Origin of the sequence: Cystobacter fuscus, assembly GCF_044360685.1 — a bacterium.
Classification (GTDB): Bacteria; Myxococcota; Myxococcia; order Myxococcales; family Myxococcaceae; genus Cystobacter; species Cystobacter fuscus_C.
Genome location: NZ_CP043491.1, coordinates 1,131,480 through 1,153,986 on the forward strand (window position 1 = coordinate 1,131,480; position 22,507 = coordinate 1,153,986).

At 72.5% G+C, this 22,507-nt stretch carries 15 protein-coding genes; 4 read left to right on the plus strand and 11 right to left on the minus strand.

Annotated features, from left to right (window positions below; genetic code table 11):
- Positions 1-53 precede the first annotated feature (53 nt).
- Complete coding sequence (locus tag F0U63_RS04735; protein ID WP_395844137.1) at positions 54-2,333, plus strand: protein kinase; 2,280 nt, start codon at positions 54-56, stop codon at positions 2,331-2,333.
- Positions 2,334-2,368: 35 nt separating this feature from the next.
- Here F0U63_RS04735 and F0U63_RS04740 read toward each other — a convergent pair whose 3' ends face one another.
- A complete protein-coding gene (locus tag F0U63_RS04740) occupies positions 2,369-2,572 on the minus strand; it encodes a hypothetical protein (RefSeq protein WP_395844139.1) in 204 nt (67 codons plus the stop codon).
- A gap of 292 nt (positions 2,573-2,864) precedes the next feature.
- On the opposite strand from F0U63_RS04740, the gene F0U63_RS04745 reads away from it, so the two are divergent.
- Both F0U63_RS04745 and F0U63_RS04750 read left to right on the plus strand, forming a co-directional pair.
- A complete protein-coding gene (locus tag F0U63_RS04745) occupies positions 2,865-5,027 on the plus strand; it encodes a penicillin-binding protein activator (RefSeq protein ID WP_395844141.1) in 2,163 nt (720 codons plus the stop codon).
- Entirely contained in the window at positions 5,024-6,628 is a 1,605-nt protein-coding gene (locus F0U63_RS04750; protein ID WP_395844143.1) for an aspartyl protease family protein, read from the plus strand. Before F0U63_RS04745 ends, F0U63_RS04750 begins: the two co-directional genes overlap by 4 nt.
- On the opposite strand, the gene F0U63_RS04755 is transcribed toward F0U63_RS04750, so the two are convergent.
- The gene (locus tag F0U63_RS04755) at positions 6,625-7,317 is read right to left on the minus strand and encodes an NAD-binding oxidoreductase (RefSeq protein WP_395844145.1); all 693 of its coding nucleotides are present in this window, start codon (positions 7,315-7,317) and stop codon (positions 6,625-6,627) included. The genes F0U63_RS04750 and F0U63_RS04755 overlap by 4 nt on opposite strands.
- Positions 7,318-7,376: 59 nt before the next feature.
- Here F0U63_RS04755 and F0U63_RS04760 point away from each other — a divergent pair, with 59 nt between their 5' ends.
- Positions 7,377-8,141, plus strand: a complete 765-nt coding sequence (locus F0U63_RS04760; RefSeq protein ID WP_395844147.1) for a transglycosylase domain-containing protein — start codon at positions 7,377-7,379, stop codon at positions 8,139-8,141.
- A 16-nt stretch (positions 8,142-8,157) separates the two neighbouring features.
- Here F0U63_RS04760 and F0U63_RS04765 read toward each other — a convergent pair whose 3' ends face one another.
- The 9 genes from F0U63_RS04765 to F0U63_RS04805 form a co-directional block, all read right to left on the minus strand.
- Positions 8,158-9,762: a serine/threonine-protein kinase gene (locus tag F0U63_RS04765; RefSeq protein ID WP_395848316.1), complete on the minus strand. Its 1,605-nt coding sequence runs from the start codon at positions 9,760-9,762 to the stop codon at positions 8,158-8,160.
- A 249-nt stretch (positions 9,763-10,011) separates the two neighbouring features.
- A complete protein-coding gene (locus F0U63_RS04770; RefSeq protein ID WP_395844149.1) occupies positions 10,012-11,568 on the minus strand; it encodes a PE-PGRS family protein in 1,557 nt (518 codons plus the stop codon).
- Entirely contained in the window at positions 11,550-13,088 is a 1,539-nt protein-coding gene (locus F0U63_RS04775; protein ID WP_395844151.1) for a PE-PGRS family protein, read from the minus strand. The genes F0U63_RS04770 and F0U63_RS04775 overlap by 19 nt, the downstream gene beginning before the upstream one ends.
- Positions 13,089-13,096: 8 nt before the next feature.
- Positions 13,097-14,011, minus strand: a complete 915-nt coding sequence (locus F0U63_RS04780) for a hypothetical protein (protein WP_395844153.1) — start codon at positions 14,009-14,011, stop codon at positions 13,097-13,099.
- 93 nt (positions 14,012-14,104) lie between these two features.
- A complete protein-coding gene (locus F0U63_RS04785) occupies positions 14,105-15,847 on the minus strand; it encodes an ATPase, T2SS/T4P/T4SS family (RefSeq protein WP_395844155.1) in 1,743 nt (580 codons plus the stop codon).
- Positions 15,848-15,931: 84 nt separating this feature from the next.
- Positions 15,932-17,950 (minus strand): hypothetical protein, encoded by a 2,019-nt coding sequence (locus tag F0U63_RS04790; protein ID WP_395844157.1) that lies wholly within the window; start codon positions 17,948-17,950, stop codon positions 15,932-15,934.
- Positions 17,947-19,065, minus strand: coding sequence for a VWA domain-containing protein (locus F0U63_RS04795; protein WP_395844159.1), 1,119 nt, complete (start codon positions 19,063-19,065; stop codon positions 17,947-17,949). Before F0U63_RS04795 ends, F0U63_RS04790 begins: the two co-directional genes overlap by 4 nt.
- The gene (locus tag F0U63_RS04800) at positions 19,055-21,382 is read right to left on the minus strand and encodes a DUF5682 family protein (RefSeq protein WP_395844162.1); all 2,328 of its coding nucleotides are present in this window, start codon (positions 21,380-21,382) and stop codon (positions 19,055-19,057) included. The genes F0U63_RS04795 and F0U63_RS04800 overlap by 11 nt, the downstream gene beginning before the upstream one ends.
- Positions 21,383-21,386: 4 nt before the next feature.
- A complete protein-coding gene (locus F0U63_RS04805) occupies positions 21,387-22,505 on the minus strand; it encodes an AAA family ATPase (RefSeq protein ID WP_395844164.1) in 1,119 nt (372 codons plus the stop codon).
- Between the last annotated feature and the right edge of the window lie 2 nt (positions 22,506-22,507).

Sequence of the window (22,507 nt, forward strand, 5' to 3'; positions counted from 1 at the left end):
ACGCCTCGGCGCGTGCGCATACCGAGCCTTCAACCCTGGGAAGGGGGGTGGGCATGGCCACGTACCGACTCATCCGCAAACTGGCGGTGGGCGCAATGGCGGAAGTGTTCCTCGCCAAGGTGGTGGGCGCGGAGGGGTGCGACAAGCCCGTGGCCGTCAAGCGCATCCTGCCGTCCATGGCGAGGGATCGGGAGTTCGTGGAGCTCTTCCTGCGCGAGGCCCGGCTCACCGTCTGCCTCCAGCACCCCAACGTGGTGCAGGTGCTCGACCTCGGGGCGCTCGAGGGCCAGTACTACATGGTGATGGAGTGGGTGGAGGGGGAGAACCTGCGCGCCCTGCAGCGCGGCGCCGCGGCGCGGGGCCTGCTGCTCGGACTGCGCGAGGTGTGCTTCATCGTCCAGCAGCTCGCCGAGGGGCTCGCCTACGCGCATGGCCGCGTGGACGCGGCGGGCCGGCCGCTCCACATCATCCACCGCGACGTCAACCCGTCCAACGTGCTGGTGTCCAGCCGCGGCGAGGTGAAGCTCGCCGACTTCGGCATCGCCAAGGCCCTCAACGCGCAGAGCGGCACCCAGGCGGGGGTGGTGAAGGGCAGGGCGGGCTACGTCGCACCCGAGCAGGTGAAGGGCGCCGAGGTGGATCAACGCGCGGACCTCTTCCTGACGGGCCTGCTGCTCTACGAACTGCTCTCGGGCCGGCAGCTCTTCCAGGGGACGGACTCCTTCCAGACGCTGCGCGCCATCGCCCAGTTCGACGTGAGGCGCCTCGTGCCGCTGCCCGGCGTGCCGACGGCGCTCTGGAGCATCATCACCCGGGCGCTGGCGCCTGATCCGGCGGCGCGCTTCTACCGGGCGAGAGAGCTCGCGGACGCGCTGCGCGACTTCCTCCACGAGCACCGGTTGCGCGTGGGGCCCCAGGACGTGGCGGCGCTCTTCCAGCGCTGCTTCCCGGGACGGCGCTCGCTCCTGGAGGGCGTGGACGGTGGCTCCCACGAGGCGCTCGGGGAGGAGATCCGCCTGGGCTCGGATGTGGGGCTGCAGCGCCCGACGCCGCTCACCTCGGTGCGCTCGCGCCCGCCGTTCCTCGGAGGGCCCCGGCTGGGCACGCCCGCCCCCATCCGGACGCAGACGGAGCCGGGCCGCGTTCCCGCTTCGGCGCCCCCCTCCAGCACGGGTGTCCTGGAGCTGGCCTCGCGGGTGCTGCGTCCGGCGCACCGCAAGCTGGGCGAGATGCTCCTGGTGTTCGGCAAGGTGTCGGAGCCGCAGCTCCGGGGCGCGCTGGAGCGGCAGCGGTGCTCCGGCGGGCGCATCGGTGAGCTGCTCGTCGCCGACGGGCTGCTCTCCGAGGAAGACGTGGTGCGCGCCCTGAGCGAGCAGAGCGGCATCCCCTTCATCTCGGATCGGGTGCTGCGCACCATGCCCGTGCCCCGCGTGCTGCTGCCCCTGCTGCCGCTGGAGACGGCCGAGCGGCTGGAGGTGGTCCCGGTGTCCCAGCAGGCCGGGGTGCTGGTGTGCGCCATGCGCGAGCCCCGCGACCTGGCGCGTCTGGACGAGCTGAAGCTCATCACCGGGCACGCCGTGCGCGGCATCTACGCCACCCAGAGCGCTCTGCGCCGCGCCCTCGGCCGCTTCTACCGGGGCGAGGCCGTGGAGCGGGCCGGGGAGTCGTTCCAGCGCTTGCCTCCAGCAGGCTCGGACCCGCGCCAGGGGGGCACCACCTCCGGCGGTGGAGCCGGGGACATGGCGGCGGCCCCGGGAGGGACTGGAGAGATGAGCCGCGCGGCGCGGTGGCACTCGCGCGTGGTGGACGCGGCGCTCGCGATGCTGGGAGGCGCGGGGGTGTGGGGCTCCGTGCTCGCCAGTCTGGCCCGGGACGTGGCGGGCCGGCTGGGCGCGGCTCCCACGGAGGCCGAGAGTGCCTCGGCGGTGGCGTATGCCGTGGCGCTCGCGGCCTTCCAGGCGTCCGGTGCGCGCTTCACGCGGCCCTCGCGCGAGGCCGTGCGCGTCATCCTCGGCCGGGGCTCGGAGGAACTGGACGGCCTCATCGACGCCTGCGTCCGGGACGCGCCGCCTCCCCCGGCGACCGCCCCCAAGGCCGTGCTGGCCCTGTCCGCCGCGGTGGCCTTCCTGGAGGAAGCGGGCCCGGCCACGCTCGGGGCGTCGGACGTGTCCCAGGCCCTCGCCCGGCTGCGCACGGCTGGACGGCTGCCCGCCCCCGTTCTGGATGTCCTCCGCACGGAGGTGATGGCGCGGGTGTCCGCCGAGTCCAAGGGCGTCCGGGCCCCGGCGCTCGTCCCCGCTCCGGTGGACTCCGCGACGGTCGTCTCGTCATGAGCCCGCGCCGCGGGCCTCGCGGGAGGGGTCGCGCCCTACTCCTGGGGCTCGTCGAGCGGCCCGGGCAGGGCGTTCACCTGGATGACCTGCCCGCCCTTGTCGGGTGAGCCGCGCGCCGCCTCGCTCTCCTCGGGGGTCTGGGGGGCGCGCTCCTGGAAGGCGTCTCCCTCCAGATTGCGCTGCCGCTGCTCGCTCGTGCTCCCATACCCCTCTCGCGTCCTCGTCGGCTTGTTCGCCATCGTGTGCTCCTGGGTTGGAGAGAACCTCGAATCATTGACGTTGGGGTCGGGTGACGGGATGCGCAATGCCCCACCCGGACCCCTCCCGTCCTTCCCGAATGCCCGCTCTCCTCCTTGCTGGTCCAGCGGGCGAGTCCCAGGGGCCGCACCCGCGTGGTCCCCGCTCCACACCCGTCCGCGCTCCCGGGCGGCCCCGAGGGGAAGCGCGACGGCACGTTGGCTGCACGGCAGGCCACGCTCCCCGGGGAATCTTCCCCCCGCTCGGCTGTCGACGCAGAAGCGCCCCACTGCTATGCACGCCCCTACCATGGATGCCCGCCTTTCTCCGTGCCGCGCCCTGTTGCTCGCGCTGACGATGCTGCTTGCCGCCTGCAAGACGCCCTCCGCCACGAGCTCCGGCACCGACTCCACCCCTTCCTCTCCGGGTGAAGTCACCCAGGAAAACCCCTTCCCGACGAAGCCCACCGTGAAGGCGCGCCAGGACGCCGCGGCGGACGCGGCGCTCGCGCAGGCGGCCCAGCAGGCCCAGTCGGCGCCGGGCAAGAAGGGCGCGGAGCTCTTCCTCGCGGTGCGCAAGGCCTACCCCGAGACGACCGCGGGCCAGGAGGCGCTCTACCGCGCCGGCGTGCTCTTCTACGAGTCGCAGGACTACGCCAACGCGCGCAAGTCCTTCAACGAGCTGCTCTTCGAGAACCCGCTCCATCCCGAGGCCGAGGACGCCAAGCTCCGGTTGGGCCGCTCCGCGCTCGAGGTGGGTGCCTACCGCGACGCCTACCTGATGCTCTCCAGCCTCGCCGAGCGTGCCGAGGGTGCCGAGCGGGTACGGCTGCTCCAGGACGCCGCGAGGGCCGGGGAGAAGGCGGGCCTCTACGGCCAGTCGCTGCAGATCGCCGTGGACCTGGCCGGCAGCGCGCAGACGCCCGAGGAGCAGCAGGCCGCGGTGGCCCGGGTGCAGCAACTGGTGGAGGGCCGCGCGGGTTTCGTGGACGTGGCCCGGGTGGTGGAGGGCATGCCCGCCTCGCATCCCGCCTGGCCGGTGCTCACCTTCAAGCTGGCGCGCATCCACTACCACCTGCGTGACTGGACGCGCCTGGAGGAGACGCTCAACCGCTTCCTCGCCGAGGCCCCCTCTCATCCCTTCGCGCCCCAGGCCCGCGAGCTGCTCGCGCGCGCCACACGGCGCGTGGTGGTGCAGCCCCGGACGGTGGGGCTCCTGCTGCCCATGACGGGCAAGTACAAGGCCTGGGGCGAGGCGGTGCTGCGGGGCGTGAAACTGGCCCTGTCCGGCAGCGACGTGGAGCTCATCGTCAAGGACACCCAGGGCGATGTGAACATCACCGGCCAGGCGATGGAGCAGCTCGCCTATGACGAGGGCGCCATCGCGGTGCTCGGCCCCATCGCCTCCGATGACTCGCGGCGCGCGGCGCTCCTGGCCGAGGAGCTCCAGGTGCCGCTGCTCACGTTCACGCGCCAGGAGGACATCACCGCCATCGGGCCGTATGTCTTCCGCAACATGCTCACCAACTCCGCCCAGGCGCGCGCCATCGCCGACTACGCCATGAAGGAGAAGGGCCTGCGCAGCTTCGCCATGCTCTATCCGAACCTGCCCTACGGCGTGGAGCTGGCCAACGACTTCTGGGACCAGGTGGTGGACAACGGCGGCCAGGTGCGCGGCGCCGAGACGTACGCGCATGATCAGACGACCTTCACCTCCGAGGCCAAGAAGCTCGTGGGCCGCTACTACCTGGAGGACCGCGGCGACTACTACGAGGGCGTGCGCGAGGTGGAGCAGCAGACGAGCGGCCAGGACGCGTTCCGCAAGCGCAAGGCCATGGAGAAGATGAAGGGCAGCGTGGAGCCCATCATCGACTTCGAGGCCATCTTCATCCCCGACGAGTGGCGGCGGGTGAGCCTGGTGGCCCCGGCGCTCGCGGTGGAGGACATCATCACCAACTCGTGCGACGCGCGCGACCTGGAGCGCATCCGCAAGACGACGGGCAAGAAGACCATCAAGACGGTCATGCTGCTGGGCACCAACGCGTGGAGCAGCGCCAAGGGCGCCAGCGGCCTGCCCGAGCTCGTCGAGCGCGGGGGCAAGTTCGTCAACTGCTCGGTGTACGTGGATGGCTTCTTCGTGGACTCGCAGCGCCCGGCCACGCAGCGCTTCGTGAAGGCCTACCGCCAGGCGTACAACGGCGACCCGAGCCTCCTGGAGGCCTACGGCTATGACTCGGCGCGCATGCTGCGGCAGATGCTCGAGAGCAAGCAGGCCCCGCAGAGCCGCGCGGAGCTGCGCGAGGCGCTGGCCAACCTCAAGGACTTCGATGGCGCCACCGGCAAGACGTCCTTCGACGACAAGCGCGAGGCGCGCAAGCCCCTGTTCCTGCTGTCCGTGAGCAGCAAGGGCGTCACCGAGGTGACTCCCGACGAGAGAGCGTCCGCGAGGGACATGTGAGCCGGGGCGCGCCGCGGGCCGGGTGGGCCGCGGGAGTCCTGCTGCTCGCGGCCTGCCAGCACGCCGCGCCGGTGCTCGCCCCCGACGTCTCCTCCCGGCTCGAGTCCACGCCGGGGGGCTACCTCGCGGGCGACGCGGTGGGCCTCGCGGACGCGGCCGTGCTGGAGCGCCGCGATTTCGTCTGGACGCTCGACTTCTCGCCGGACGGCGCGCGCGTGGCCTTCACGCACCTGGCCGGGCAGGACTACCGGCTCGGGCTCTGGAGTCTGGGGCCCCCGCCGGCGCGCGTGGTGGATGCCTCGCTCAACCCCTCCGAGTTCGACGTGGAGGCGCTGGCCTTCTCCGCCGACGGCGCGCTCCTGGCGAGCGCGGGGTGGGACGGCGTGGTGCGCCTGTTCGACGCGGCCACTGGCGCGCCCCGGGCGAGCCTGCGCACCGAGGAGCCCCTCACCGCCGTGGCCTTCCATCCGGCGGGTGGCTACCTCGTGGTGGGCAGTGCCCGGGGACTCGTCACCGTGCTGCGCGCGGCGGACCTGGGCTTCTCCTTCGAGGCGCGGCCCCATGCGGACCGGGTGAGCGCGCTCGCCTTCGCGCCGGACGGGACGCTGTACTCGGGCGGTTGGGACAAGCGCATCCACGTGCTCGCCACGCGCGAGGAGGCACCCCGGCGCGATGGCGCGCGGGTGCATTTCGAGCGGCGTTCGGGCCACGCGGTGGTGGTGGGCACCGTCAACGGTGGTGCCCCGGTGCGCTTCGCGCTGGATGCGCGCATGCCCGCCCTCGTGCTCGGCACGGCGGCGGCGCGCGAGGCGGGCATCGACACGGCCTTCGTCCAGGAGACGGTGTCCCTGCCCACCGCGCTCGGCTCCACCCTGGCGCGGCTCGTGCGGGCCCAGCGCCTGCGCTTCAAGGGCCTGGTGCTCGAGGGCGTGGACGTGGCGGTGTGTGACGCGTGCCTCCCCGCGGACGTGGGCGGGGTGTTGGGCGCGCCCTTCGCCGAGCGCGTGGACGTGGCGTTCGACGAGGCCACGGCCGAGGCCGTCCTCACCCTCAAGGCCCCCGCGCCACCGGCTGCCGTGGAGGAGCGGGCGCTGGTGCTCGCCCCGCGCGCCACGTTCTCCTTCGAGGCGCACGTCAACGACGTCACCGTGGACGCGGCCGGGCGCCGCCTGGGCGTGGCCTTCTCGGCGGCGAAGGCCGAGCGCACCCGCGCCGTGTACGAGCGGGAGAAGAAGGGCCTCGCCGAGCCGCCCTCCGCCTGGAACGCCGCGGCGGTGGTGGACGCGGGCTCGGGTGCGGTGCTGCGCAAGTGGACGGGCCATGAGGGCGTGGTGGCCTCCGCGGGCATCTCTCCCGACGGGCACGCGCTCGTGAGTGGAAGCTGGGACAAGCGGCTTTTGCTCTGGCGCGAGGGCCAGGAGGCCCCCGTGGCCGAGCGCCGCCTGGGCTGGTCCGTGCGCCGGGCCCGCTTCGGCCCGGACGGGCGGCTCGTGGGCGTGGCCGCGTGGACGCCGCAGAAGGTGACGGGAGATCAGCAGAGCGATCCCGCCGCGGCCCTCTTCTCCGTGCGCTACGCCGCCCCCAGCGTCCAGCGGCGCTAGTAGTTGAGGTGGATGGCCTCGCGGGGCAGCCCGCGCGCGCACAGCGCCTCGATGACGCCCTTCACCATGCTCGACTGGCCACAGAGGAAGGCCACGGTGTCCTCCACCGGCTCCTCGTTCAGGTGGGCCTGGACGTAGCCGGTGAGCCCCTGCCAGCCGCTGGCTCCTGGCTGGCTCACCGTGCGCACCACGCGGATGCCCGCCTCCTCCCAGTGGCGCAATTCGTCCTCGTAGGCGAACGCGCGTGGGGTGCGTGCCCCGAAGAAGAGCGTCACCCGTCCGTAGGCGATGCGCTCCTGACGGATGCTCTCGATGACGGAGCGGATGGGGGAGATGCCCGAGCCGGTGGCGAACAGCAGCAACCCCCGCCCGCGCGCCAGGGTCAGGGGAAAGCCCTGGCCCTCGGGCCGCTTGCTGTACACCCGAGCCCCCGGCTCGAGCGTGAAGAGCCGCTCGCACAGGGGGCTGCCCCCCTTGAGGAGGAACTCCCACCGGGTGCCGAAGGGCTCGGGCGCCGAGGCGATGGCGAACATGCCCTCGCCCACCTCTGGCAGCGACAGGCGCACGTATTGCCCGGGCATCCGGTGGTGTCCCACCAGGGGGGTGCCCGAGATGTCCAGGACGAGCTCGGTGAGATCCTCCGCGGCGGGGAGCACGGCCGCCACGGTGGTGGGGTGCCAGTCGTTCATGTGAAAAGAAGGTTTAACGTGGACCCGTCCCGCCGTCTCCCTTTGATAGCGTGGGGGGCGTGAAGACCGTGCTCTGGTTGGTGTTGTTCCTCATCGGGTTGGCGGGAGTCGCGCTGCCCGCCGCCTACCTTCATGCGGCCAGCAAGTTGCCGCAGTTGGAGACGGAGTTCGACCTGGAGAAGCAGCTGCGCCACTCCATCGAGGGCGAGCGCATGAGCATGCGCGCCGGCACCTTCGAGCAGGGCCGCTCCGTGGAGTTCCCCCGGCCGGACTTCTCCCGCCTGCCCAAGGATCTGGTCGCCCTCTACATCTCCCAGCTCGGCTGCCCCACCTTCTTCCAGACGGAGCGCGAGGACGGGCCGAAGTGGGCCTGGCGTCTGCTGGTGAAGGTGGCCGTGGGCGCCAACCTCGCGGGGGATGGCTCCTGTGAGCGCAAGCTGGCCATGCGGCTCGCCATGGCACTGGGCATCGAGGAGCCGCTGCAGCAGGCCGTGGCCGCCCACCGCCTGCACTCCTTCCTCCAGAAGGATCAGCTCATCGCCTACGACCTGGCCAGCATCTACTTCGAGCGGGGCGTCGTCGGAGTGGATGACGCGGCGTACAAGCTCTTCGGCAAGGAGCTGGACGCGCTCGAGCTGTCGCAGCTCGCCGAGCTGTCGCTCACCCTGCCGCCGCACGGCTTCTACGTGGACGCCGTGCAGTGCCGCAACGAGAGCATCATCCGCCAGAACCGGGACGTGCTGCTGGCGGACCTGGCCGACTACAAGCTGGTGACCGTGGAGCGGGCCCGCAACGCGATGGCCCAGCCGGTCACCTGCCACTAGCGGGCGCGCCGCCCCATCACCGGCGGCGCAGGAAGAGCTTCTCCCAACCATCCAGCTCGGTGGCCACCTGGCGGCGCTCCTCCGCGCTCACCGCCCCCTCCGCCTTCTTGCGGATCTTCTCCAGGGTGGGGCGCGTGGCGGGGCTGAGCTTGTTGCCGGACGCCAGTTGAGTGTTGATGTCCTGCTCGAGCTTGCGGATGCGGAGGCGCAGCGTGGCCTGGTTGGGCGCCTGGGCGGCGGTGGCCACGGTCCGGCCCTTCTGCGTCGAGCCTTGTGCGTCGTCGGCGTGGGCGACCGCGGGCACCGTGGTGGTGGCCTCGCCGGTGGGAGCCGGAGCCTGGGCCACGGCGGACGGGCCCGTGTCGGGAGTCGCGGCCGGAGCCGGTGCCTCGGGCACCGGGTTGGCCACCTGGGGCGCGGGCTTGGGCTCCGGGCGGGGTGGGGCGGTGACGGCGACCGGGGGCGCGGGCTGCGACGGACGCTCGCGCAGGACGAGCACGGCACCTCCCACGACGCCCAGGCCGAGCACGCCCAGGCCCAGGGGCAACAGCCAGCGCCGCGAGTGGCCCGCCGTGCGCGGCAGCTCGATGGAGGGTGTCGTCTTCAACGGCTCGAGCGTGGGCAGCGGCTCTTGCGCATCGAGGGGCGGGGGCTCCGGGAGCGAGGGGAGCTGGGACTCGACGACCGTGGGCTTGGACTGGCGCACGGGCGCGGAGGGCGCGGGCGCGGGAGCGGGGACCTCGGCGGGTGCCTGGAGGCTGTCGCGCAGCCGCTGGAGCTGCCGGCGCAGCAACTCGGCGGACCCGGGGCGGGCCTCGGGATCCTTGGTGAGCATCTGCAGGATGAAGGCGTCGAGCGCGGGGGGCAGCCCGGGGAGGAACTCGGAGGGCTTGGGCGGCCGCGCGTCCACGTGCTTCATCAGCAAGTCCACCGGCGAGGTGCCCGTGAAGGGCAGCCGGCCGGTGATCATCTCGAAGGCCACCACGCCCAGCGCGTAGAGGTCCGTCATGGGACCCACGGGCTGGCCGCGGGCCTGCTCGGGGGCCATGTACTCCGGGGTGCCCACGACCATGTCGGTGCGCGTCTGGGCGGTGCGCCCGGCGGGCAGGCCCATCTTCGCGAGGCCGAAGTCGAGCAGCTTCACGTAGCGCGAGCCATCCGGCTGCTTCACGAGGAAGACGTTGCTCGGCTTGAGGTCGCGGTGGACGACGCCCGCGCCGTGCGCGGCGCCGAGCGCGCTGAGCACCTCGTCGAGGATGTCGAGCACCTCGGACACGGGGATGCGTCCGCGCTCGGCCAGGTGCGCGTCGAGCGCCACGCCCTCGAGGTACTCCATGATGATGTACTGGCGGCCGTCGGGCACCTGGCCGAAGCCGAAGATGTCGACGATGCCGCGGTGGCGGATGGCGTTGACGGCGCGGGCCTCGGCGAGCAGGCGCGCCACCTGCTCCTCGGCGGCGGCGAGCTCGGGGCGCAGCACCTTGACCGCCACACGTTTGCCGATGAGGGGCTGGATGCCGTCGTACACGAGCCCCATGCCGCCCACGCCAATGCGCTGGCCGAGCTCGTACTCACCGACCTTCAATCCGACGAGGGTGTCCTGCGTGGAAACGTCTTCCATGACGTGCACGTTCTTGCCGGGCGAGGTCTCCCGGGTGCTACCAGGGTCGGCCAGGCGCGGCGCCGTCGAGAAATCGAGCAGGACGGTGCCGTCGCGCGGACAGATGTCCGTGTCCACGGGCACGGTGCCGCCGCAGGTTTCGCAGTTACGGGAGTCAGCCATTGGGGAGTTATTCCCAGGTTATCAGACCTGAGCCGGATTCCCACAAGCGGGCGGGCGTCCAGGGGTGTGGTTGGTCCCCCTGCGCCATCATGGGAAGCCCGGACACTGGTGGGAGTCCTCGCGCAGCCCCGGGTGGCCCGAGGGCACGCCCGGCACACCTCCGTCACCCAGGGTGATGGTGGTTTCCTGGGCGCTGACGGACGAGTCCTGGCACCACACGCCCACCGACGGCCCGCCTCCGCCGCCGCCCCCGTTGCCACCCCGGCCGCCCTTGCCGCCGTCACCGCCCTTGCCGCCGCTTCCGGCCCTGATACCGCCCGAGGTCGCGCCGACTCCCCACTCGCCGCCGGGTCCACCCTGGCCGCCCTCGGCGCCTGGTGCGCCCACTCCGCCCTTGCCTCCACCCAGGGTGCGCAGGGCGCAGTGTTCCACGGAGACGTGCCCGTTGATGAGCAGCAGGGCGATGGAGGCACCTCCGCCCTGGCCTCCCAGGCCGCCCCGTCCTCCACAGCCGCCAGCGCCGCCCCCGCCGCCGCCCCCGCCGTTCAATCCGCTGCCGACGGCGGCGAATGCTCCGCCGCCCCCTCCGCCACCATGGGTGCCCCCCGTGCCCGGCTTGCCCTGCTCGCCGGAGTTCGCGCTCCACACGCCCTGGGCTACCCGCCCGAGGCCATCGCCTTCCTGGCCGGGGGTGCCGGCATCTCCGTTCAGGCCGTTCTGCCCCGGCGCTCCATCGAAATCCGCACAGCCGGAACCGTAACCCCCGTCACAACCCGCGCTCCCGCCCCCCACGCCCGGCCCGCCGGCTTGTCCTCGAGTCGAGGGGGTCGTGGAGGTGCCCCCATTTCCTCCCCGCCCGAATCCGGCGGGGTTGCAGTCACTCGGGCCGGGCTGGCCCCCCGCGCCGCCCGCCTCTCCATTGTTCCCCCGGATGCCCACCCCGCCGTCCGTGGCCGGAGGCGTGCTGGGAGCCGAGGCGCCCGGGCTGCCCGCGCCCGCCGTCACCGCCAGATTGCGCAGCCGCACCCCACTCGAATCCACCACCCGCACGCCAATGCACGGAGCGCCCGCCGCGTCCGGCGTCGTGGCTTGAATGGTGAGTCGGTCCAGGGTGACGCCCGCATCCTGGCCCAGGTTCATCACCGTCAGGCCGATGCCCGGCAGGGTGATGCGCGTGGTGTACTGCGGGCCGCGCGCCCAGTTCCCGTTCGTGCCCGAGTAGCCGCCGTAGAGCGAAACGGGCTTCTCCAACCGGATGCTCTGCTCGGTGTAGTCGCCCTGGGCCAGGTAGATGGACTTGCCGGACTCAACGGCCTGGGCCAGCGCCGCCCCGAGCGTGCGGTACGGGGTCATCTTCTCGCCCACTTTGGGGCGCTCGTCCTCGCCCGTGGCCGCGTCGACGAAGATGGCCTTCCGCTCCGTGCCGTCGATGCCATCGCAGTTGGCATCCACGAACGTGTCATCCGGCTCGTCCGGGAAGTTCGGGTCGCACTCTTGAGGGAAGACCGGGCACTTCCCGTTGCGCTGACATTCGCTGTGGGCCCCTTCGAAGTCCAGACAGCCGGAGGCCACGACCAGCGCCAACCCGGAGCCGAGGAGCCACCACCTCTTGTCCCCCTGCACCGTCATGGGAAGCCGGGACACTGATGGTAATCCTTGCGCAGCCCCGGGTTGCCCGAGGACACGCCTGGCGCGCCCGCGTTGCCCAGGTTGATGGCGGTGTCCTGGGTGCTGACGGACGAGTCCTGGCACCACACGCCCACCGAGGGCCCGCCTCCGCCGCCGCCCCCGTTGCCGCCCCGGCCGCCCTTGCCGCCATCACCCCCCTTGCCTCCGTTTCCGGCACTCACTCCGCCCGAGGTCTCGCCGCCTCCACCCGGGCCGCCGGGTCCACCCTGGCCACCCTCGGCGCCAGGTGCGCCCACTCCGCCCTTGCCTCCACCCGCCGTGCGCAGGGCGCAGTGTTCCACGGAGACCTGCCCGTTGATGAGCAGCAGGGCGATGGAGGCACCTCCGCCCTGGCCCCCCAGGCCGCCCTGTCCGCCACAGCCGCCGGCTCCACCCCCGCCGCCGCCTCCGCCGTTCAAGCCGTTGCCGATGAGGGCCAATGCGCCGCCGCCGCCCCCACCGCCATGGGTGCCTCCCGTGCCCGGCTTGCCCTGCTCGCCAGAACTCGCGCTCCACACGCCCTGGGCCACCAGCCCGAGGCCATCGCCTTCCTGGCCGGGGGTGCCGGCGTCTCCATTCAGGCCATTCTGCCCCGGCCCTCCCTTGAGATTGTCACAGTTGGAATCGGAGCCCCCGTCACAACCCGCGCTCCCGCCCTCCACGCCCGGTGCGCCGGCCTGTCCTCGAGTCGCGTAGGCCGTGAAGATGCCTCCGTTTCCTCCCTGCCCGAACCCGGCGGGGTTGCAGTCACTCGGGCCGGGCAGGCCCCCATCGCCGCCCTGCGCTCCAGCGGTTCCCGGAAAGCCCGCTCCGCCATCGGCGGCCGGAGGCGTGCTGGGAGCCGAGGCACCCGGGCTGCCCGCGCCGGCCGACACCGCCAGATTGCGCAGCCGCACCCCACCCGAATCCACCACCCGCACGCCAATGCACGGAGCGCCCGCCACGTCCGCCGGCGTCGTGGCTTGAATGGTGAGCCGGTCCAGGGTGACGCCCGCGTCCTCGCCCAGGTTCATCACCGTCAGGCCAATGCCTCCCACGACGATGCGCGTGGTGTACTGCGGGCCGCGCGTCCAGTTCTCGTTCGTGCCCGAGTAGCCGCCGTAGATCGAAACGGGCTTGTCCAACTGGAGGCTCCGCTCGGTGTAGTCGCCCTTGGCCAGATAGATGGACTTGCCGGACTCAACGGCCTGGGCCAACGCCGCCCCGAGCGTGCGGTACGGGGTCATCTTCTCGCCCACGTTGAGGCGCTCGTCCTCGCCCGTGGCCGCGTCGACGAAGATGGCCTCCTTCTCCGTGCCGTCGATGCCATCGCAGTTGGCATCCACGAACTTGTCATCCGGCACGTCCCGGTAGCTCGGGTCACACGCGCCGGGTTCCACCGGACAGTCGCCCCGATCCACACACTGCTTGAAGGCGCCATTGATGTCGAAACAGCCCCAGGCCGCCACCAGCGCCGCCGCGCCTCCCAGGATCCACAAGCCCTTGTTGTCTCGCATGTGCTCTCTCACGGCAGCGTACCCACCAGTCCCACCGAGCCGCCCGAAGGCCCCACCGACGCGGTGGGCCGCACGGGGAGGAAGTCCAGCGGGCTCTTGCCCTTCAGAAAGTAGAGGGCGCCCGTCGTCGCCGCCCCGGCCACGCCCAGCACCAGGCCCGTCGTGCCCAGCGCTTGATTGCGCAGGCCCGCGTCCCGCTCGGCCCGGGCATCCTCGGCCTTGTCGAACTTCACCGTCGTCAGCCGGTAGTGGTTGTTGCCCGCCTGGATGGTGAAGAACGTCCCCAGGCCCAGCATCACCGCGCCTCCCGCGGCGGGCATCCACGCCCACTCCGGCGTGCCCTGGCGGGCGGTGGCCGCTCCGGACTTGGGCCCGGTCGCGCCCGGTACCAGCGTTCCCGGCGTCACGGGGGGTGTCTGGGCCACGGGCTCCTGCGCGGGGCGCAGCGCGCGGAGCACCGGCGGCAGCACCTTGTTGCTCGCCTCCGTGAAGGCGTCGAGGAGCTGATCCTCGTGCACGCCCGGCACGTAGTATTCGGCGAGCAGCTCCCCGTCCCGCGTGGCGTAGGCCTTGAGCCCCACCCGGTAGCCGCTGAGGAATTGCACCAGCTCGGCGATCATCACCACGTCGGCCACGGCCGCTTCCCCGAGTGTGATGCGGCAGGCGGCCTCCAGGCGGTTGCAGCCGAGCACCGCCTTTCTTTGCGCGGCCGGCAGCCCCTGGGACAACTCCGAGGCGCGGATCACCTGCAGGCCCTCGGTCTTGAGCTGCTCGTACACGTGCTCCTGGGCGAAGGAGACGATGTGGGGCGGCACTCCCGCGGCATCGGGTGGGGCGATCAGCACGGTGAGCGGCGAGGCACTGGGAGGAGAAGCGGGGGCCTGGCCGAGCACGACGAGCGTGGTGAGAAGGGAGAGGAACACGGGGTGCCACTTTCCCCTCATGTCGTGCTTGCCGCAAGGACACGGCCTCTCCGTGAGGTCGGGTTCCGGATGCCCGGCCCCACGGGGCGCGAATCAGCGGCGTGGCTTCTCGGGCATGGCCCGGATGGCCGTCTTCTCCGAATTGTCTTGCGACGCGTCATCCACCAGGTCCTCGTCCGGCACCGGCGGCGGCGGCCGGGACGCGAGCGGACGGCGCACGGGCGTCGACGCGGGACGCTGGGGCACGGACGCCGCGGGCCGGGCGGGAGGCGTGGGACGGGACGCCCGCGAGAGCGCGGTGGCCCGGCTCTGGGTGGCCTCCATCTCCTCCTGCAAGTCCGCGGCGACCTGCACCTTGGGCTCGTCCATGGGCGGCAGACCCTCGTCCCCGTCCATGGCGAAGGGGTTGGGTGTGGGCGGCGGCGTCTTGTCGTCGTCCCCGAGCGGCGCGTCGAACTCCACGGGCGGTGGGGGCCTGGGCCGGAGCGCGGGCCGGGCCGGCGGGGTCGCCACCGGTGGCGGCGTCAGCGCGGCGGGCACCTGCACCTGCACGGCGGGCGCCGCGGCGGGCTTGCCCCCCTTGGCGTCGTGCGCCTCGTCCTTGAGCCTTTGTTCGAACGCCAACCATTCCTTCTTGAAGGTGGAGGGATCCGGCTCGCCGCGCTCGCGGTGCTTGAGCGAGGGCACCCAGCGCACGTTGTAGGACTCGCCCAGGCGGAAGGAGGGCGGCGGGGGCACGCCGTAGGTGGCCGGATCGAAGAAGGACTCGTCCAGGTCGTTGAAGCCGTAGGCGCGCGCCCGGTCCACGAAGCTGGGGATGATGCCGGTGGGCGCGTGGTAGCCGAGGATGTGGCCCTCCTCGTCCTTGGTCACCGGCGTGAAGACGAAGATGTCCTGGGTGCGGTACTCGCCCTTCTCGCTGAGCGGGAGCACCTCGGACAGGGCGATCGTCTTGCGGCTGCCGTCGTGCAGACGCTCGCAGCAGATGACGAAGTTGATGGCGCTGGCCACCTGGGCGCGGATGGCCACCAGGGGCAGCTCGATGCCGGACATGAGGCAGAGCGACTCGATGCGCCGCAGCGTGTCCGTGGGCGTGTTGGCGTGCGTGGTGGCCAGCGAGCCGCCGTGGCCCGTGTTCATCGCCTGCACGAGGTAGAAGGCCTCGCCGCCGCGCACCTCGCCCACCACGATGCGGTCCGGACGCAGACGCAGCGCGGAGTTGAGCAGGTCTCCCATGTCCACGCCGCCCTTGCCGAACTTGTCCGGGGGCCGGCTCTCGAAGGGGACGATGTGCGACTGGTTGAGCTGGAGCTCCGCCGAGTCCTCGATGGTGAGGATGCGCTCCTCGTCGGGGATGAGCGAGGAGACGATGTTGAGCAGCGTCGTCTTGCCCGAGCCCGTGCCGCCGGACACCAGCATGTTGAGCTTGGTGTGGATGCCGGCGTCGATGAGGCGCGCCATCTGCGGCGTCATCGACTTGAACTTGATGAGCGAGTCGACCGTCAGCTTGTCCTTGAAGAACTTGCGGATGGAGATGGTCGTGCCCTTGCGGGCGATGGGCGGGATGACGACGTGGATGCGGCTGCCGTCGGGCAGGCGCGCGTCCAGGCGCGGACGCTCGTCGTTGAGCAGACGGCCCACGAACTGGGCCATGTTGCGCGCGGCACCCAGCAGGCCCTCCTCGGTGAACGAGGCGTCGATCTTGGTGACCTTGCCCTTGCGTTCGATCCAGATGTCGGTGGGCCCGTTGATCATGATCTCGGAGACCGTGGGGTCGTCGAGATGGGGCAGCACGGGCTTGAGGAAGGCGCGGAGCGACTCGTTGTACATCGACATGGCGGCATGGAGGCTAGCCCGACTGGGGCTCCAAGCCCAAGAAGCGGCCCCGGGAAGCGGCCGGGCGGGGGGGCGAGACGCCTCCTACCCGCCGAGCTGCTCGTGTCCCACCCCGGTGCGCAGGGCGGCGCTGGCCCAGGTTTCGGCGAGCGCGGCCTCGTCCCCGGCGGCGCCCGAGGCCCGGGCCCTCGCGAGCGCCGCGCCGAGCGCGCCCAGGTCCTCCGCCAGCCGCTTCAGGCCCAGCCCCCGCGCCCGTGACGCCACGGTGTCGAGCCGGGTGCTCCACGCGGGGGGCACATGGCGCAGGCCCTGGTGCACCGCGTCCGCGAGGCAGCCCTCCACCTCGCTCAGGGCCGCGGCCAGCGGGGGCAGCGCGGGCGCGTCCGCCGCCGTGCTCAACTTCCCCGAGGTGACGGCGGGTTGCACGTCGAGCGCCACCACGCCGTTCTCGCAGGCCAGGGCCATGGGCTCCACGACGAGCCCCCGGGCCGTCCGGCGCACCTCGCCCGAGACGTAGCGCGGCGCTCCGTGCTTGCCCGTGAGCGCCCCGGCGAGCGCGTCCAGCGCCCCGGGAGCCACCGAGCGGTGGGACAGCTCGACGCGGAAGCCATGGCCCTGGGGGTCCTCCAACTGCGCGTGCACCTCCTGGGCGCCCGGGGCGTACGTCACCTCGCCCACGCGGGAGAGGGCGAAGGCATGCACGTTCTCCGCGAGCAGCCGGGGCCGCAGGAAGCGCGGAGGGCGGGAGCGCCAGGCGGACTCCAGCGCGCGCACGTCCTTCACGAGCAGCGGCTCGGGCAGCAGGCTCCAGTCCCCGGACTGCGGTGTCACCGAGGTGCGCTGCAAGCCCTGGGTGGAGAAGAGGATGAGGCGGTTGGTGCGCCGCGTGGCGCCCGACGTCAGCACCTGTCCGCGCGCGAGCGCCTCCAGGGTGGCACCGGGGGCACCCTGCCGGCGCCCGAGCTGGGCGCCGTCCTCGGGTGTCTGGTCCTCCGCGTAGGTGAAGGCGCGGCGCACCACGAGCAGGCCCGCGGTGGCCGGATCCGCGAGCACCACCTCCGCGCGGCGCTCCCGGCCCTCGGCGAAGAGCCGGAGGCCGAGCGACACCAGCCGCACGTAGTCGAGCTTCGTCTCCGGCGCCTCGTCCATGCCCAGCACCGCCCGGGGGGGCACCGGGCCCGGCGTGCGCGAGGCTCTCTGGCGCGCGAAGAACTCCGTCAGCACGGAGGTGAAGCGCGGGGCGTCATAGCGGGCAGCGCGGCTCACGTAGGCGCCGAGCAACTCCTCCAGCTCCTCGAGCGCCAGGAGCGGCCACGTCATGCGCGCCTCTTCCAGGCCCGCGCGGGCCACGGCGAAGCGCCCCGCGAGCCCCTGACTGGCGTGCTGGACGCCCTCCAACAGGAGGAAGCGCACGAGGTCGCCCGCGGTGTCCAGCGCCGCTCCCCCCACGGTGGAGGTGATGGCGCCCCGGGTCACCTCGACGGAGACCTCGCGGCGCGTGGGGTCCTTCTCATCGGCGGCGCGGAAGGCCCAGATGGCCAGGGGCAGGTGCTCGCAGCCCGTCCCGAGCGAGCAGTCACAGCGCGCGTAGCTCAAGTCCCTCGGCACGAGGAAGCGCACCGTGCACGTGGCGAGCGCCACCGAGGGGATGTCCTCCCCCTCGAAGGTTCCGCGCCGCACCTGCGCGAGGTAGCCACGGTCCCGGAAGCCCTCGGCCCGCTCCAGGGCCCGGCGGGGCAGCACTCGCGCCAGCTCCGCGTCGTCCACCGCTCCCGGGGACCAGGGGGCCTCCGCCTTCGCCTCGGCCGTGGGGGGGGCGGCGCTCGTGGCGATCAACGCCGGATAGGCGAGGGCCGTGGCCACGCGGTGGCGGCACACGGCGGTGGCGTTGCAGGTGCAGGGACTGTCCTTGAAGGCCTTGCCCGGAACGAGCCGGGCGATGATGCCGTCCTCGAAGGTGCCCACCACCGTGCCGTCCGCCAGCTCCTCCAGGCGTGGCCCCTTGCCCTGCTCCAGCTCCTTCTGGGCGCGCTTGACGAGCCCCGGATTGGACAGGCTCGCGATGGCCTGGGGCGTGAGCGCGAGCAGATCCGCGCGGCTCATGCGCGCACCTTCTCGGCGATCCACGCGGCCAGCTCGCCCGGGGTCATCGCCGCCACGTGCGCGCCCACGTCCACCAGCCGCCGGGCGAGGTCGCGGTCGTAGTTCGGCGTGGCGTCCGGCTCGAGCGCCGCGAGCCCCAGCACCTTCGTGCCCTGGTCGCACAGCTCCTTCACCCGGCGCACGAGCATCCCCGGGGGGCCGCCCTCGAAGAAGTCGGTGATGAGGACGACGAGGGTGCGCCGGGGCGCCTCGATGAGCCCCGCGGCGTAGGCCACCGCGAGCTGGATGTCCGTGCCGCCGCCGAGCTGCACCTTCATCAACAGCTCCACGGGGTCCGTCACGTCCCGGGTGAGGTCCACCACCGCCGTGTCGAAGGCGACGAGGTGTGTCTGGATGCCAGGCAGTCCCCACAGGCACGCGGCGGTGACGGCCGAGTGGATGACCGAGGACGTCATGCTGCCGGACTGGTCCACCAGGAGGATGACCTGCCAGCGGTCCACGTGGCGGCGGGTGCGCGAGTAGAACGCGGCGCGCTCGATGGCGATTTTCCGCTCGGTGGGGGAGTAGCGGCGCAGGTTCTCGCGCAGGGTGCGCCGGAAGTCGAAGTTGCGCGCCACCTTCAGGGGCGAGCGCCTCCGCCGGTCGAGCACCCCCGAGAACGTGCGGCGCACCTGCTGGGCCAGCTTCTCCATCAGGTCGCGCACCACCCGCTGCACGATGCGGCGGGCCACCGCGAGCACCTCGGGATTCATCAGGTGTTTGGTGCGCAGCACCGCGCGCAGCAGCGTCTCGTTGGGCTCCACGCGCTCGAGCACGTCGGCGCGTGTCACCACCTCGTCGATCTGGTAGCGCTCGACGGCATCCTGTTCGAGCCGCTCGATGGTCTCCTTGGGAAAGAGCGTGTGGACGTCGTTGATCCACTCGGGAACGCTGAGCACGGACTCGCCCGAGCCGCCCTCGCGCACGCCGCGCCCGGAGAGGTCTCCCTCCCGGCCGTAGAGCCACGAGAGCGCCGAGTCCATCGCCCGTCCGCGCGCGTCCAGGCAGTCGCCGAGCGCCCCCTCCGAGGCCTCTCCCAACACGAGGCGCCAGCGCGCCAGGGGCTCAAGGGGCATCGCGCTCCTCCTTCCTTCCGGGCCCATGCAGGCCGAAGCGTTCGAGCACCTGCTCCACTTCATCGTCCAGCGCCGCGCCCGCGAGGATGACGGCGGGGTGCACGTCCAGTTGCACCAGGGCCCGCGCGCCCGAGGCGTCCTGTCCATACAGTGGCAGCAGGGTCCGGGCGATGCCCTCCTTCTCCCGGGGAGGGAAGAACCCGAAGGCCAGCCGCAGCGCGGGGAGCGCGATGAGGAAGTCCTCCTCGGTGAGCTGGCGGATGAGCTCGTCCAGCACCGAGGTGAGGGCGGGCGTGTGCACCACCTGCTCGCGGGCGAGCCGGAACAGCCCGGTGAGGAAGTCCCCGAGGGTCGAGGGGCGCGCGGCGGCGCGAGTGGCACGCAGGGCGGCGGTCTCGGCACTCGCCTCGTCGGGGAAGCGCGACAGGGACCAGAGCGCCCCGAGCGAGGCCCCACGCACGGCGGGCGGCGCATGGGGGGAGGCGAGCCGGCGCTCGAACACGGCGCTGGCCCGGGCCACGTCGAGCGCGAGGGGCTGGGCGGCGAAGCGCAGCGTGTCGCGCAGCGCGGCCATCGCCCGGAGGTGCCCCTCGTCGGCGGGGAGCGAGGGTCCGTCGAGCTGTTCGAGCAACCACAGGCCGCGCTCGACGGCCGCTGCGAGCAGGTGCCCCACCTCGGCGGAGCCCTGGGCGCCGAGCAGCACGTCATGCCGCCAGAGGGCGAGCAACTGCTCCAGGGCCTCGCCCAGCCGCGCGAGTTCCGGCTCGTTGCCCGCCTGTGCGGCCACCTCGGTGAGGACGCGCCGGGCCAGGTGCTTCGCGCCGATGAAGAAGCTCTCGGCCAGCAGCAGGGTGAGCCGCTCCAGGTCCGGCCCCGCCTGGAGGAGGGCTTCCTCCAGACGCGCGGTGGCGGCCTGCTCCAGGGTGGCGCCCCAGCCCGAGGCCTCGATGACCCAGGAGAGGAAGTCCTCCGCGGGCGCCACCGTCCAGGACTCCTGGAGCACGGGCTCGGTGGGGAAGGTGGGGCCCGAGTTCCGGGTGAAGCCGGGGATGCCGAGCACCCGCAGGCGGTGCAGCACGCGTCCGCGCTCCACGTCACCGGGCTCGCGCAGCTCCAACCGGACCGTGCGGGGGCCCGGGCTGGGGGTGAGGCCGTGGGCGTGCAGCGTGTGCTCGACGTCCGTGAGCAGGGGAGGCCGGGGCGTGAGGGGGCTGAGCCGTCCCGTGCGCTCGCCGCTGAAGGCACGCAGCACCTCGGCGAGCAGCGGGTGCGTGTCGGGCGAGGGCACGCCCCGTTTCGTCCAGGGCAGGGCCACGTCCAGCGACTCCTTCACCAGCGCGGAGGCGAGTCCATCCAGCAGGTCCGTGCGCGAGAGCACCGCGTGGCCGCGCAGCCGGGCGAGACCCTCGGCCATGACGGAGGCGGCGATGAGATCCGCCGACGACACGTGCTGGCCCCGCCCGCGCAGCCGCCCGACGGCCTCGCGCAACAGGTGCCCGGGAGCGGCCTCGGCGCCGGACTCCCAGAGCGCCTGGTAGAAGGCGGGCGAGGGCATGCCGGACTCGTACCCGGCGAAGGAATCCAGGCGGCGGAAGCTATAGGGGACGAGGTAGCTCTTGGCGGAGGGGTGGCTCGGCGCGGGGGGAAAATCGGCCCCGGGCCGCGCCTGGGCCCGCGCGAGCACGGGGGCATGGAAGCCGCCGCACACCACCACCACGGGCCCTTCGTCCCGGGCGAGCGCCGCCTCCACGTGGGCGAGCATGAAGGACTCGCGTTGGGTGTCGCGCTCGGAGGCCTCCTCCTCGCCGCGCAGGGAGTCGAAGTAGACGCGCAGCCGTTCGGCGAGCACGTCCATTCCGAGCGGTTGCTCGAAGAGGTGATCCCACAGGGCGTCCATGCCCTCCAGGCCCAGCTTCTGGCAGAGCGCCTCGATGGCCCGGGCGGTGCGGCGCTCCCCGTCCGAGTAGCGGTTGCGCACGCCCTCGAAGGCCTTGTCCCAGGCGGGCAGGTCCATGAATCGCACCTGGGCGCCCGCCGCGTGTCCCTTCGTCAGCGCCACCCACTCCGGCGAGTATGCGCAGAAGGGCGTCCACGAGGCATGGGTGCGCTCCTCGTCGCGGTAGGCGCTGAAGATGGCGAGGGGCAGCTCATGCGGCAGGAGCAGCTCCTCCAGCCGGGAGTTCATGTCCACGGGCCCCTCGATGAGCACGTGACGGGGCCGCACGGTCTCGAGGGTGTGGGCCACGAGCCGGGCGCAGGCCGGGCTGTGGTGGCGCACGCCGACGACGTGGAGCCGGGAGTCGTTCCGCCCGCTCACGCGCTCACCCTGGCAGCAGGTGGCGGGCGTCGTACAGGGCGCGCCAGTGGGGGCCGGTGCGGCGCGACACCCGCTGCTCCAGGTAGACGCGCAGGCGCTTGAGGTCCTCGGCGTTGTCCTTGGCCGCGGTGCCAGCCAGACACTCGACGAGGTCCGCCGCCGAGCCGCCATCGCCGCGCAGGTAGTAGCCGCGCACGCCCACCGCGTGGGCCACGGACACGGCCTCCGCGGTGGAGAGCACCGCGCTGAGCCGCTCCAGGGCCTGACCCTCTTGCGTCTCGCCCGTGCGCAGCTCGCGGAAGGTGGTGACGAGCACCTCGAGCAGATCCTCCGGCGGCGCCATCGGCACGCCCGAGCGCTGGAGCAGCCGTGCCGTCTCGTCGCGCACGAGGGCCAGCTCGGTGGCGAAGTCGCCGATGGGGAACACCGTCTCGAAGTTGAAGCGCCGCTTGAGCGCCGCGCTCATCTCGTTGACGCCGCGGTCGCGCGTGTTGGCGGTGGCGATGATGTTGAAGCCCTCGCGGGCGAACACCATGGCGTCCGCGTCCTTGAGCTCCGGCACCGCGAGCACCCGGTCGGACAGCATGGACAAGAGCGAGTCCTGCACCTCGATGGGGCAGCGGGAGATCTCCTCGAAGCGCACCACCCGGCCCTCCTTCATGCCGGTGTAGAGCGGGGCGGGCACGAGCGCGCGGGGCGTGGGGCCCTCGGAGACGAGCAGCGCGTAGTTCCACGAGTACTTGATCTGGTCCTCGGTGACGGAGGCGCCGCCCTGGATGGTGAGGGTGGAGGTGCCGGAGATGGCGGCGGCGAGCAGCTCGGACAGGAGGCTCTTGGCGGTGCCGGGCTCGCCCACGAGCATCAACCCTCGGTTGGTGGCGAGCGTCACCATGGCCCGGTCCACGAGGCTCGGGTTGCCCACGAACTTGCGCTGCACGCCCAGCGCCTCGTCGCCGAGGATGAAGCGGCGCACGGCGTGCAGCGACAGGTTCCAGCCCGGGGGCCGGGGGGCGTTGTCCGCGTCACGCAGCCGCGCGAGTTCCTCCGCGTGCAGTACTTCCGCGGGAGGCCGTTGGATCTCCGCCGCCGTCGCCGCCGTGTTCTTCTTTCGGGTCGTCGCCATGG